General features: G+C 66.6%; 11 protein-coding genes. 9 read left to right on the top strand and 2 right to left on the bottom strand.

All coding sequences use genetic code 11. The features are described from left to right. Positions 1–6 precede the first annotated feature (6 nt). Positions 7–2,016: a M3 family metallopeptidase gene (locus E8M84_RS11530; protein WP_137111342.1), complete on the top strand. Its 2,010-nt coding sequence runs from the start codon at positions 7–9 to the stop codon at positions 2,014–2,016. 9 nt (positions 2,017–2,025) lie between these two features. Further along, the gene (locus E8M84_RS11525; protein WP_137111341.1) at positions 2,026–2,490 is read left to right on the top strand and encodes an MgtC/SapB family protein; all 465 of its coding nucleotides are present in this window, start codon (positions 2,026–2,028) and stop codon (positions 2,488–2,490) included. Here E8M84_RS11525 and E8M84_RS11520 read toward each other — a convergent pair. Further along, complete coding sequence (locus E8M84_RS11520; RefSeq protein WP_137111340.1) at positions 2,487–3,440, bottom strand: GlxA family transcriptional regulator; 954 nt, start codon at positions 3,438–3,440, stop codon at positions 2,487–2,489. The two genes, E8M84_RS11525 and E8M84_RS11520, sit on opposite strands and share 4 nt — an antisense overlap. Positions 3,441–3,513: 73 nt before the next feature. Between E8M84_RS11520 and E8M84_RS11515 the strand changes: the two genes are divergently transcribed. From E8M84_RS11515 to E8M84_RS11490, 6 genes are all read left to right on the top strand, one after another. Then, positions 3,514–4,428 (top strand): 3-keto-5-aminohexanoate cleavage protein, encoded by a 915-nt coding sequence (locus E8M84_RS11515; RefSeq protein ID WP_137111339.1) that lies wholly within the window; start codon positions 3,514–3,516, stop codon positions 4,426–4,428. A gap of 348 nt (positions 4,429–4,776) precedes the next feature. Then, complete coding sequence (locus E8M84_RS11510; protein WP_137111338.1) at positions 4,777–6,252, top strand: carnitine 3-dehydrogenase; 1,476 nt, start codon at positions 4,777–4,779, stop codon at positions 6,250–6,252. Beyond that, on the top strand, positions 6,249–7,004 hold the full coding sequence (locus tag E8M84_RS11505) for an SDR family oxidoreductase (RefSeq protein WP_170971909.1): 756 nt from the start codon (positions 6,249–6,251) through the stop codon (positions 7,002–7,004). The genes E8M84_RS11510 and E8M84_RS11505 overlap by 4 nt, the downstream gene beginning before the upstream one ends. Before the next feature lie 9 nt (positions 7,005–7,013). Beyond that, positions 7,014–8,177, top strand: coding sequence for an acyl-CoA dehydrogenase family protein (locus E8M84_RS11500; RefSeq protein ID WP_137111337.1), 1,164 nt, complete (start codon positions 7,014–7,016; stop codon positions 8,175–8,177). 264 nt (positions 8,178–8,441) lie between these two features. Further along, a complete protein-coding gene (locus E8M84_RS11495) occupies positions 8,442–10,427 on the top strand; it encodes an acetate--CoA ligase family protein (RefSeq protein WP_137111336.1) in 1,986 nt (661 codons plus the stop codon). Continuing rightward, positions 10,427–11,230 (top strand): carnitinyl-CoA dehydratase, encoded by an 804-nt coding sequence (locus E8M84_RS11490; protein ID WP_240790360.1) that lies wholly within the window; start codon positions 10,427–10,429, stop codon positions 11,228–11,230. The genes E8M84_RS11495 and E8M84_RS11490 overlap by 1 nt, the downstream gene beginning before the upstream one ends. Positions 11,231–11,237: 7 nt before the next feature. On the opposite strand, the gene E8M84_RS11485 is transcribed toward E8M84_RS11490, so the two are convergent. After that, entirely contained in the window at positions 11,238–11,774 is a 537-nt protein-coding gene (locus E8M84_RS11485) for a dihydrofolate reductase family protein (RefSeq protein ID WP_137111335.1), read from the bottom strand. 140 nt (positions 11,775–11,914) lie between these two features. On the opposite strand from E8M84_RS11485, the gene E8M84_RS11480 reads away from it, so the two are divergent. Next, positions 11,915–12,385 (top strand): OsmC family protein, encoded by a 471-nt coding sequence (locus E8M84_RS11480; protein ID WP_137111334.1) that lies wholly within the window; start codon positions 11,915–11,917, stop codon positions 12,383–12,385. Positions 12,386–12,478 lie beyond the last annotated feature (93 nt).

The following is a 12,478-nucleotide window of genomic DNA, read 5'->3' as shown; positions in this document are numbered from 1 at the left end:
TCTGCGATGAACGTGCTTCTGGAAAAATGGAACACTCCATTCGGCTTGCCGCCGTTTGCGGCGATCCGGGACGAGGATTTCGGGCCTGCCTTCGACGAGGCGCTGGCGAGGGCTCGCGCGGCGATCCAGGGCATTGCGGATGGGCCGGGGACGTCCTTTGCCGAGGTGATCGAGGCGCTGGAACTGGCGGAGGGCGATCTCGACCGGGTGGCGGGGGTGTTCTACAACCTTGCGGGCGCGGACAGCACCGAGGCGCGCGAGGCGCTGATGCGGGAACTGGCGCCGAAGATGTCGGCGTTTTCCAGCGAGGTCACCAACAACAAGGCGCTGTGGGCCAAGATCGAGGCGCTGTGGCAGGGGCGCGACTGGCTGGGTCTGACATCCGAACAGGCGCGGGTGCTGGAGCTGTACCGGCAGATGTTCGTGCGGTCCGGGGCGGCGCTGGAAGGGACCGCGGCCGAGCGACTGACGGCGGTCAAGGCGCGGCTGGCGGTCCTGGGGACGCAGTTCGGGCAGAACCTGCTGGCGGATGAACGGTCGTGGCACATGGAGCTTTCAGAGCGTGACCTGGCCGAGTTGCCGGGTTTCGTGCAGGAGGCGGCCAAGGCGGCTGGGGCGGAAAAGGGGCTTGGACCGGTCGTGACGCTGAGCCGCAGCCTGATCGTGCCTTTCCTGCAGTTCTCGCCGAACCGCGCCTTGCGCGAGAAAGCCTATGAGGCCTGGGTCGCGCGGGGGGCCAATGGGGGCGAGACCGACAACCGGGCGATTGCGGCGGAAATTCTGGCGCTGAGGGCCGAGCGGGCGCAGCTGCTGGGCTACGCCGATTTCGCGGCCTTCAAGCTTGAGCCGGAGATGGCCAAAACGCCGGATGCGGTGCGCGACCTGCTGATGCGGGTCTGGCAGCCCGCGCGGGCCAAGGCGCTGGCGGATGCGGGCATCCTGGAAGCAATGCTGAAGGCGGACGGCCTGCCCGCGCCGCTGGAGCCTTGGGACTGGCGCTATTACTCCGAGAAGCGGCGGAAGGCCGAGCACGATCTGGATGAGGCGGCGCTGAAGCCGTACCTGTCGCTGGACGCGATGCTGGGGGCGATGTTCGATTGCGCGACGCGGCTTTTCGGTCTGGAGTTCCGCGAGATCGAGGGGCCGTTCTACCATCCGGACGTGCGGGGGTGGGAGGTTACCCGCGGCGGCAACCATGTTGCGGTGTTCCTGGGGGATTACTTCGCGCGCGGGTCCAAGCGGTCGGGCGCCTGGTGTTCGGCGATGCGGTCGCAGCGCAAGCTGGGCGGCGAGCAGCGGCCCATCGTGGTCAACGTCTGCAACTTCGCCAAGGGCGACCCGTGCCTTCTGTCCTACGATGACGCGCGGACGCTGTTCCACGAGTTCGGCCATGCGCTGCACCAGATGCTGTCGGATGTGACCTATGGGTTCATCAGCGGGACCTCTGTCGCGCGCGACTTCGTCGAGTTGCCAAGCCAGTTGTACGAACACTGGCTGGAGGTGCCTTCGGTGCTGGAGGCCCATGCGAAGCACCATGTGACGGGCGAGCCGATGCCTGCCGACATGTTGCAGCGACTGCTTGCGGCGGGGACCTATGACCAGGGGTTTGCCACGGTGGAATTCGTGGCGAGCGCCATGGTCGATCTGGAGTTCCACACCGGGGCGCCCCCGACGGACCCGATGCAACGACAGGCCGAAGTACTGGAGTCCCTGGGAATGCCCCGGGCGATCCGGATGCGCCACGCGACGCCGCATTTTGCGCATGTGTTCAGCGGGGACGGCTATTCCAGCGGCTACTACAGCTACATGTGGTCGGAAGTGATGGACGCCGATGCCTTCGCGGCCTTCGAAGAGACGGGCGATGCCTTCGATCCGGAAACCGCGCAGCGGCTGGAGCGTTTCATCCTGAGCGCTGGCGGGTCAGAGGATGCCGAGGCGCTGTATCTGAAATTCCGTGGCAAGATGCCGGGGGTCGAGGCGCTGCTCAAGGGCCGGGGGCTACTGGACGCCGCATAGGAACCGAGCATGGAGCAGTATCTGACCTGGAATTCGGAACGGGCGGTGGCGCATCTGGTGGCGCTGGCGGTGGCCTATGTGCTGGCGCTGCCCATCGGCTGGAACCGCGAGCGGGAAGAACGCAGCGCGGGCCTGCGGACCTTTCCGCTGGTGGCGATGGCGGCCTGCGGTTTCGTGATGATCGCCATCGAGGTGCTGGGGGCCACGTCGGAGCAGCATTCGCGGATCATGGAGGGGCTGATGACCGGGATCGGCTTCATCGGCGGGGGCGCGATCCTGAAGCAGGGGGACCGGGCGAAGGGCACGGCGACGGCGGCGAGCCTTTGGGCGACGGGGGCCATTGGCGCGGCGGTCGGGTACGGGCAACTGGATATCGCAGTGATCCTGAGCCTGGTCACCGTGCTGACACTGGTCCTGATGGCCCCGCTGCGCCGCGTGGTGCAGGAAAGGGCCGAGAACGAGGATGCGTCCTAGCGCAGGCTGCTTGGCGGCTGGCCGAAGCGGGCCCGGAAGGCACGGGACAGGGTCGAGGGGCTGGAAAAGCCGGTGCGCAGGGCGACCTCGGCGATCGGGTGGCGCGTGTCGGTCAGCATCCGCCGCGCGGCCTGCAGCCGCAGGTCAAGGGCATGGGCGGCGGGCGTGCTGCCCAGGGCGGCGCGGAAAAGGGATTCAAGGCGTCTTGGGGAAAGGCCCACGGCCTTTGCAGTGGCCGAGGCGGGTTCCGGGGTGTCGATGCGCGCCTCCATCCGGGCCAAGGCTTGTGCCACGCGGGGATCTAGCGCGGGATCCTGAGCGCCGGTCTGGGGTTCATGGCCGGGGCGATGGGTGGCAAGGAAGCTGGCGGCCACCTGTCGGGCGAGAGCCGCGCCGTGGCGGCTGCGGATAAGGTGAAGCATGAAGTCCTGGGCCGGGGCTGCCCCGCTGATGGTCACGCGGTTGCTGTCGATCACGAAGCGGTCGGGGACGACGTCGACATGCGGGTGTGCGGCGGCGAGGTCTTCGAGGTCCTCCCAGTGCACGGTGGCGCGGTGCCCGTCGAGGAGGCCTGCGCGGGCCAGCACCCAGGGGGCGGCGTCGATGCCGCCGACGAGTTGGAAGCGCGGGGCTATGCGGCGGAGGTCGCGGATCAGGGGGCGGGTGGCGACTTCGTTCAGGCGGTAGCCGGCGATGACAATCAGGGCGTCCGCGCCCACTGCGTGAGCAAGGGGGCCGGAGGAGGGCAGTTCAATGCCGCAGGTCAGGGGGACGGGGGCTCCTTCCGGCGAGACGACACGCCAGCGGTAGGCCTCGTGCCCGAGCTGCCGGTTGGCGTTGCGCAGGGGGTCGAGGGCACTTGCCACCTCCAGGATGGAGGCTTGCGGCAGGACCAGAAGCGCGATGGTGAGCGGCTGGTCAGAGGGCTGGAAGATGGCATTTTCCGTCATCCGGATTTCGTAATCTGCAAAGCGCTGGCTTGCAAGCGGGCTATGGTGGGACAAAGCCCGAGGGAGGTCCGCGATGCCGCTGAACATGAACAAGGAAGTCTTCATCACCTGCGCCGTTACGGGTTCGGGCGGGACGCAGGACCGTAGCCCCCATGTGCCGAGGTCGCCGAAGCAGATCGCCGACAGCGCCATTGCGGCGGCGAAGGCGGGGGCGGCGGTGGTGCATTGCCATGTGCGGGACCCGGAGACGGGAAAGCCCTCGCGCCGGTTGGACTATTACCGCGAGGTGACGGAGCGTATCCGCGACAGCGATACCGACGTCGTGTTGAACCTGACCGCCGGGATGGGCGGGGACATGTATTTCGACGGCACCGAGAAGATGACCGAGATGGCCGCGATTTCCGACATGTGCGGGGCCGAGGAGCGGGTGGCGCATATCGTCGAATGCCGCCCGGAGATCTGCACGCTGGACTGCGGCACGATGAACTTTGCCGAGGCCGACTATGTGATGGTCAACACGCCGGGCATGCTGCGCGACATGGCGCGGCGGATGACGGCGGCGGGGGTGCGGATCGAGATCGAGGCGTTTGACACGGGGCATCTGTGGCTGGCCAAGCAGCTGCATTCCGAAGGGGTGATCCCTGATCCGGTGCTGGTGCAGTTGTGCATGGGCGTGCCGTGGGGTGCGCCCGATGACCTGAACACCTTCATGGCGATGGTGAACAACGTGCCCGCCGGGTGGCACTTCTCGGCCTTCGGTCTCGGTCGCAACGAGATGGCCTATGTCGCGGCGGCGACCATTGCCGGGGGCAACGTCCGGGTGGGGCTGGAGGACAACCTGTGGCTGGAGAAGGGGGTTCTGGCGACCAACGCCCAGCTGGTGGAGCGTGCGGCGACAATTGTCGAAAACCTTGGGGCGCGGGTGATTACCCCGGCCGAGGTCCGGGCGAAGCTGAAGCTGGAAAAGCGGGCGCCAGTGGCGAAGTAGGGGGATGCGGGCATCTGGCGCGGCCTGGCCCCTTGGGGCGGTCATCAGTCTGCTGGTCCTGTCGGCATGTGTCGAGGATGGACAGTGGTACACGCCAGCGGGTGTTCCGCTGGGCGAGGTTGACTGCACCAGTCCGGCACCGCTGGACGGCCTGGCAGGTCGGGAAATCTGTCTCGCCCGCGTCATAGACGATAGCCGCGAGGCAGTTGCGCGCTGCGGGCGGGATGGCGGACGGACGGGGCCTGTCTCGGTCGTCGATCGGCGTTTTGCCTGCGATTACCGCAAACCCGCCGACGGGGTGACGGTTGGGTCGAGTGAAGAAATGAATCAGGGATCAGGGACGCGGCAATGAACAGGAAGGCAGCAATCATCGGCGGGGGTGTGATCGGCGGCGGCTGGGCCGCGCGGTTCCTGCTGAACGGCTGGGACGTGGGCGTCTTCGACCCCGATCCGGAGGCGGAGCGCAAGATCGCAGCGGTGATGGCGAACGCCCGGGCAGCGCTGCCTGCGCTGTCGGATGTGCCAATGCCGCCAGAGGGCAAGCTGACTTTCCACGGCACCATCGGCGAAGCGGTGGACGGCGCGGAATATGTGCAGGAATCCGTCAGCGAGCGCATCGAGCTGAAGCACAAGGTCTATGCCCGGCTGCAGCAGGCCAATCCGGGGGTGCTGATCGGGTCTTCGACCTCGGGCTTCAAGGCGTCTGACCTGCAGAAGGGCTCACCCGCGCCGGAGAACATCATTGTCGCGCATCCGTTCAACCCGGTGTACCTGCTGCCCCTGTCCGAGGTGTCGGGGTCCGAGAAGAACCCTCCGGCGGTGGTTGAGAAGACCGTGCGGATCATGAAGGACATCGGGATGTTCCCGCTGGTGATCCGGCACGAGATCGACGCCTTCATCGGCAACCGCTTCCTTGAGGCGGTCTGGCGCGAGGCGCTGTGGATGCTGAAGGATGGCATCGCAACGACCGAGGAGATCGACGAGGCGATCCGCATGGGGTTCGGCCTGCGCTGGGGGCAGATGGGCCTGTTCGAGACTTACCGCATTGCCGGGGGCGAGGCCGGCATGCGGCACTTCATGGCCCAGTTCGGCCCGGCGCTGAAGTGGCCCTGGACCAAGCTGATGGACGTGCCGGAGTTCAATGACGAGTTGGTGGATCTGGTGGCCAACCAGTCCGACGCGCAGTCCGGCATGTATGGCATCCGGGAATTGGAACGCATCCGCGACCGCAACCTGGTGGGCTTCCTGCGGGCCTTGAAAGAGCGGAACTGGGGCGCGGGCAAGGTGCTGCGCGAGCACGACGAACGCCGCGCGGCGGCCTTCAACGCCGAGATGGCGCAGGGGCTGGATAGCGGGGCCAAGGCCACGCCGCTGGTGATGTGGCAGGGCCAGGTCCTGCCGGGCTGGATCGATTACAACGGCCACATGACCGAAAGCCGGTATTACTTTGCCAACTCGGAAACCGTGGACAATTTCCTGCGCATGATCGGCGCGGGGATGGACTATGTGGCGGCGGGGCACTCCTACTACTCGGCCGAGACGCATATCCGCCATCTGGGCGAAGCCAAGCTGGGCGACCAGCTGCGGGGTGAGTTGCAGATCATTTCCGCTGACGAAAAGCGCTTCCGCAGCTTCGTGCGGATCATGAAGGGCGACACTTGCGTGGCGACAGTGGAGCAGCTGTGCCTGCACGTCGACATGAAAGCGGGCAAGACGGTTCCGGCCTCGGCGGAGGTCTGGAACAACCTGCAAGCGGTGGCCAAGGCCCATGCGGGGCTTCCCCTGCCCGAGGGCGCAGGCCGGGCCATCGGTCAGCCGAAGTGACCCGCCGCGTCCTGATCACCGCTGGGGCCAATGGCATCGGGCTGGTAATGGCCCGGGCCTTTGCCGCCTTGGGCGACCGGGTCTGGGTGACGGACGTGGATCAGGCTGCGGTGGCAAGCTTGCCTCCGGGGATCAGAGGAACGGTCTGCGATGCCTCCAGCGAGGCGGCGATGGAGGTGCTGTTTGCCGAGGTCACGGGCGACTGGGGTGGGCTGGACGTCGCCATCGCCAATGCCGGGATCAAGGGGCCGACGGCGGCGATCGAGGAGATGCCGCTGGAAGGCTGGCACCAGTGCCTTGGGGTGAACCTTGACGGCGCGATGCTCTGCGCGCGGGGCGCGGCGCGGCTGATGAAACCGGCGGGCAAAGGGGTTCTGATCTTCATTTCCTCGACCTCCGGCCTTTATGGCACCCCGTTCCGCGCGCCGTATGTGGCGGCAAAATGGGGCGTCATCGGGCTGATGAAAACCGTGGCGATGGAACTCGGGCCGCATGGCATCCGGGCGAATGCGATCTGTCCGGGCTCGGTGAATGGCCCCCGGATCGACCGGGTGATCGAGGCGGAAGCGGCAGCCAAGGGGATGACCCCGGACGCCGTGCGGCAGGGCTACGCCTCGGGGACGGCGCTGAAGCGGCTGACCGACCCGGAGGATGTGGCCGACATGGCGGTTTATCTCGCGTCCGACGGCGCGCGCATGGTCGCAGGACAAGCGCTGGCGGTGGACGGCATGACTTACAACGTAGACCCGTAGGGGGATGGCATGGATTTCGGACTGACCGAAGAACAGCAGATGATCGTCGATACGACCCGGGCCTTTGTCGAGGCGGAGTTGTACCCGCACGAGCAGATGGTCGAGCGGACGGGTGTCCTGCCGGTGGAGCTGATCCGGGAGATCCAGCAGAAGGCGATGGCGGCGGGGCTCTATGCGGCGAACATGCCGGTGGAGGTAGGTGGCGCGGGGCTCGATACGCTGTCCTGGCTTCTCTACGAAAAGGAGCTGGGCCGGGCGAACTATGCGCTGCATTGGACCTGCGTGGCGCGGCCGTCGAACATCCTGCTGGCGGGGAATGCGGAGCAACGCGAGCGGTACCTGATGCCCTGCATTCGGGGCGAGACCTGGGATTGCCTGGCGATGACCGAACCCGGCGCGGGGTCGGACCTGCGGGGAATGAAGGCCAGTGCCCGGCAGGATGGTGGGGACTGGGTGCTGAACGGGACCAAGCACTTCATTTCCCACGCGGACCTGGCGGGCTTTGCGATCTGCTTCATGGCGTCGGGCGAGGAACAGACCCCGCGCGGGCCGAAGAAGCTGATCACGGCGTTCTTCGTGGACAAGGGGACCCCGGGCTTCACGGTGCGCGAGGGGTATCGGAACGTTTCGCACCGGGGCTACACGAACGCGGTGCTGGAGTTCGACGACTGCCGGGTGCCTGCGGCGAACGTGTTGGGCGAGGTGCACAAGGGGTTTGAAGTGGCGAACAGCTGGCTGGGCGCGACCCGACTGCAGGTGGCCTCGACCTGCCTTGGCCGGGCCGAGCGCGCGCTGGGCCATGCAGTGTCCTATGCGGCCGAGCGGAAACAGTTTGGCCAGCAGATCGGCAAGTTTCAGGGGGTGAGCTTCAAGCTGGCCGACATGGCGATGGAGTTGAAAGCGGCGGAACTGCTGACGCGGGAGGCGGCCTGGAAATACGACCAGGGCACGGTGACCGAGGCTGATATGTCGATGGCCAAGCTGAAGGCGACCGAAGTGCTGGCCCACATTGCCGACGAGGCGATCCAGATCCACGGCGGGATGGGGCTGATGGACGAGCTGCCGCTGGAACGCATCTGGCGGGACAGCCGCGTGGAGCGGATCTGGGAAGGCACCTCGGAAATCCAGCGGCACATCATCAGCCGGGAATTGCTGAGGGCGGTCGGGGGTTGAATCGTCGGACCGGGGGTTTCACACCCCCGGACCCCCCGAGGATATTTGAGGACAGAAAATGCAGGCTTCCCTCATCTCTGGTAACCGCGCGTTAACGTTGATGCGCGACTCTGCAAGAGCGGTACAGGCGGGGACGCCGATGACCGCGACAGGAAATGGCACCTCGCTTCGGGTTCCGGGGCGGGGTGTTCCCATTTTCTGTCCTCAAGTATCCCGGGGTCCGGGGCAGCGCCCCGGGGCTGATGCAGCAAAGCGAGGCTTCGCATGAGCCGCCTCGACCGCCTCCTCCGCCCGCGCCACATCGCCGTCCTTGGGGCGGGTTGGGCGCTGAATGTCATCGAGCAGTGCCAGAAGATGGGCTTCAAGGGCCCGGTCTGGCCGGTACATCCGACAAAGGCCGAGATCGGAGGGCTGAAGGCCTATGCCTCGCTGGCCGACCTGCCCGCGCCGCCGGATGCGACCTTCATCGGGGTGAACCGTTTCGCCACCATTGATGTCGTTGCGGATCTCGCCGCACTGGGGGCAGGCGGGGCGATCTGCTTTGCCAGTGGTTGGACCGAGGCTGGTGAGCCGGGTTTGCAGGACAAGCTTGTCGCGGCGGCGGGGGACATGCCGATCCTGGGTCCGAACTGCTATGGGGTCATCAACTACCTGGACGGGGCGCTTCTCTGGCCGGACCAGCATGGCGGCATCCCTGTGGACAAGGGCGTGGCGCTGGTCAGCCAGTCGTCGAACATCGTCATCAACCTGGGCATGCAGCAGCGCGGGTTGCCGGTGGCCTATGTCGCTTGTCTTGGCAATGCCGCCGTCGTGGGCCTTGCGGAACTGACTGGCGCGCTTCTGGACGATCCGCGGGTGACAGCGGTGGGACTGTATATCGAGGGGATCGACGATGCCCCGGCCTTTGCCGCGCTGGCCGAGAAGGCGCGGGGGATGGGCAAGGGCGTCGTGGCAATCAAGTCGGGGAAGACCGAGCTGTCGCGGACGGCGGCTGCAAGCCATACCGCATCCCTGGCCGGGGGCGGGGCGGCGTCGAGTGCCTTGCTGCGGCAGATCGGGGTGGCGGAAGTGAACACGCCAAGCGAGTTGATCGAGACGCTGAAGATCTTCCACCTTCATGGGCCTCAGATCGGGACGCGGATCTGTTCCCTGTCCTGTTCGGGCGGTGAAGCGGGGCTGGTCGCCGACCTTGCCGCGCCCTACGGGATCGACTTCCCGCCGGTTCCCAAGGCCACGCATGACCGGCTGTTCGCCGTGCTGGGCGAGATACCCACAATCTCCAACCCCCTAGATTATCACACCTTCATCTGGGGCGACGGGCCAAAGACGACCGAAGTCTTCTCGGCGATGCTCGATGCCTATGACGCGGGGATCTACATCATCGACAGCCCCCGGGCGGATCGGTGTGACCCCTCGGGCTATGACCCGGCGTTCCGGGCGATTGTCGACGCGCAGAAGGCGACCGGAAAGATTGCCTTCCCGGTCGCCTCGATGGCCGAGAACTTCGGCGAGGGGCGCGTCACGGCAATGATGGCCGAGGGCGTCTGTGCGCTTCTGGGATTGGAGACGGCGCTGGCGGCGATCAAGGCGGCGCAGACCCAGCCGGGCGTTCCGGGATGGCGGCCTGTCGCCACGCTGGCCCCGCGCGAGACGCGCCTTTTGACCGAGGCGGAGGGCAAGGCGCTTCTGGCCGGGGCAGGGGTTGCGGTGCCGAGAGCGGTGACGGGGACAAGCCTGCCGGCGCTGGATGTGGCGGGGTTGACCGCGCCTTTCGCGCTGAAAGGCCTTGGGTTTGCGCACAAGACCGAGGCAGGGGCGGTGCGACTGGGTCTGACCTCGCTGGACGGGCAGGCGGAGATGCCGGGGGCCACGGGCTATCTCGTCGAGGAAATGGTGACGGGCGCGGTGGCCGAGGTGCTGCTGGGCCTGCGGCGTGACCCGGTCTATGGCGTGACACTGACGCTGGGGATGGGCGGGGTGACGGCCGAGGTGCTGGCCGATACGGTGACGCTGGTCTGGCCCGCGACCGAGGCGCAGGTGCTGGAAGCGGCGCGGAGCCTTCGGCTCTGGCCGTTGCTGGATGGGTATCGTGGGCGGCCGCGCGCGGACATGGGTGCGGTCGCGGCGATGGCGGTCCGGCTGGGGAGCCTGATGCTGGGTGACGACAGCCTGGAGGAAATCGAGATCAATCCGGTCATGGTGCGCGAAGTGGGCGCCGTGGCGGTAGATGCGCTGGTGAGGAGGGCGTGATGCCAGAGATGCAGATGCGGACGGAAGGCCCGGTGAAGACGCGCCGGGAAGGGGCGATCCTGGAGGTCACGCTGGATGCGCCGAAGGCCAACGCGATCAGCCTGAAGACCAGCCGGGTGATGGGTCTGGTGTTCCGGGATTTCCGCGACGATGACAGCTTGCGGGTCTGCATCCTGCGCGCGGCGGGCGAGAAGTTCTTCTGCCCCGGCTGGGACCTGAAGGCTGCGGCCGAGGGCGATGCGGTGGATGGCGATTATGGGGTTGGGGGCTTTGGCGGGCTGCAGGAGCTGCCGAACCTCAACAAGCCGGTGATTGCGGCGGTGCAGGGCATCTGCTGCGGCGGGGGGCTGGAACTGGCGCTCTCGGCGGACCTGATCCTGTGTTCGACCAACGCGACCTTTGCTCTGCCGGAAATCCGGTCGGGCACGGTGGCGGATGCGGCTTCGATCAAGTTGCCTAAGCGCATTCCCTATCATGTGGCGATGGACCTGCTGCTGACGGGCCGCTGGTTCGACGCCGAAGAAGCGCATCGCTGGGGGATCGTGAAGGAAATCTGCGCGCCCGAGGAGCTGATGGCCAAGACCTGGGATCTGGCGCGGCTTCTGGAAAGCGGCCCGCCTCTTGTCTATGCGGCGATCAAGGAAGTGGTGCGCGAGGCGGAAAACATGCGCTTCCAGGACGCGCTGAACCGGATCACCAAGCGGCAGATGCCGACGGTGGACCGGCTGTATTCGTCGGAGGACCAGTTGGAGGGCGCGCGGGCCTTTGCAGAAAAGCGCGATCCGGTTTGGAAGGGGCGGTGAGGCCCCTTCACCCGACGACACTGTAGCGGGACTGCACGAGGCCCGAGGGGAATGCGGTCGTGGCCTGATGGACCAGCGCAAGGTCGCGGTCGACCGCGCCGAACAGGCTGCGCCCCGCGCCGATCAGGACCGGAATGCGCGACAGGACCATGTCCGCCACTAGACCCGCGCGCAGGAAGGCCTGCACGATCTGGCCGCCATCGACATAGACGCGGGCGGCCCCCTGCTGGCCCAGATGATCCATCGCCGCCTGCGGGGACAGATCGGCGAAGGTCACCTTGCCTTGCAAACCCTCAGGCGGTTCGCTTCCTGCAAGCTGGCGGGACAGCACCAGAACCGGCTTGTCATAGGGCCAGGCGTCAAAGCCCAGAACCGCCTCATACGTGCCGCGCCCCATGACGATAGCGTCGATGTTTGCCATGAAGGCGTCATAGCCATGATCCTCCCCCTCATGAGCAGGAGAGATCAGCCAGTCGAGGCTGCCGTCCGCCCGGGCGATGAAACCGTCCAGGCTGGTGGCGATGAAGACATGTCCGGTGGGCATCCTTGCGTCTCCTGTGCAATACTGGGGGGCCTTCCATGCCACGCCGGGGCGGCTTTGCCAAGGCGATGTTTTCCTTTCGTTCGTGGGGTGGCCCGGCACGCGGAATACGGTTAGCCTTCATCCCCGCAAAGGACTCAACCATGCCCACACACGACTACACCACCCGCATTGAATGGACCGGCAACCGGGGCGAGGGGACGGCGCATTACAAGGCTTATGACCGGACTTGGGACATCGCAGTGCCGGGGAAGGCACCCGTGCATTGTTCGAACGATCCCCTCCTGGGCGGGGACCCCACGAAGATGAACCCGGAGGATCTGCTGCTGAGCGCCCTCTCGGCCTGTCACATGCTGTGGTATCTGCATTATGCCAGCGATGCGGGGATCGTGGTGACCTCGTATTCCGACAGCCCGGTGGGCGTGGGTGAGGTCGGCCGTGGTGGCGCGGGGCGGTTCGTCAAGGCGACCCTGCGGCCGCATGTGGTGGTGAAGCCGGGAACGGACCTTGCCGCCGCCGAGGCGATCCATCACCGCATCCACGAGGTCTGCTTCATCGCGCGGTCGGTGAACTTCCCGGTGGACTATGCCCCGACTTTCGAGGTCGCGTCCTAGGGCTCTTCGCCGGGCGACCCCGCGACGAGACGACGAAGTCGTGACGCAGGAGCCATTCATGCGCGACATCCGGTGTCGCAAACCGGACGGTTC

It is taken from the genome of Rhodobacter sp. SY28-1, from assembly GCF_005222785.1.
In the GTDB taxonomy this organism is placed as follows: Bacteria; Pseudomonadota; Alphaproteobacteria; order Rhodobacterales; family Rhodobacteraceae; genus Tabrizicola.
The sequence above is the reverse complement of the archived record's forward strand: the minus strand, read 5'-3'. Positions and strand labels throughout refer to the sequence as shown.

Excerpts from the sequence above, each read along its gene's own strand:
- E8M84_RS11500 (WP_137111337.1), top strand. The coding sequence starts at position 7,014 with ATGGATTTCGGACTGACCGAAGAACAGCAGATGATCGTCGATACGACC.
- E8M84_RS11485 (WP_137111335.1), bottom strand. The coding sequence starts at position 11,774 with ATGCCCACCGGACATGTCTTCATCGCCACCAGCCTGGACGGTTTCATC.
- E8M84_RS11495 (WP_137111336.1), top strand. The coding sequence starts at position 8,442 with ATGAGCCGCCTCGACCGCCTCCTCCGCCCGCGCCACATCGCCGTCCTT.
- E8M84_RS11480 (WP_137111334.1), top strand. The coding sequence starts at position 11,915 with ATGCCCACACACGACTACACCACCCGCATTGAATGGACCGGCAACCGG.
- E8M84_RS11520 (WP_137111340.1), bottom strand. The coding sequence starts at position 3,440 with ATGACGGAAAATGCCATCTTCCAGCCCTCTGACCAGCCGCTCACCATC.
- E8M84_RS11530 (WP_137111342.1), top strand. The coding sequence starts at position 7 with ATGAACGTGCTTCTGGAAAAATGGAACACTCCATTCGGCTTGCCGCCG.
- E8M84_RS11525 (WP_137111341.1), top strand. The coding sequence starts at position 2,026 with ATGGAGCAGTATCTGACCTGGAATTCGGAACGGGCGGTGGCGCATCTG.
- E8M84_RS11490 (WP_240790360.1), top strand. The coding sequence starts at position 10,427 with ATGCCAGAGATGCAGATGCGGACGGAAGGCCCGGTGAAGACGCGCCGG.
- E8M84_RS11515 (WP_137111339.1), top strand. The coding sequence starts at position 3,514 with ATGCCGCTGAACATGAACAAGGAAGTCTTCATCACCTGCGCCGTTACG.
- E8M84_RS11510 (WP_137111338.1), top strand. The coding sequence starts at position 4,777 with ATGAACAGGAAGGCAGCAATCATCGGCGGGGGTGTGATCGGCGGCGGC.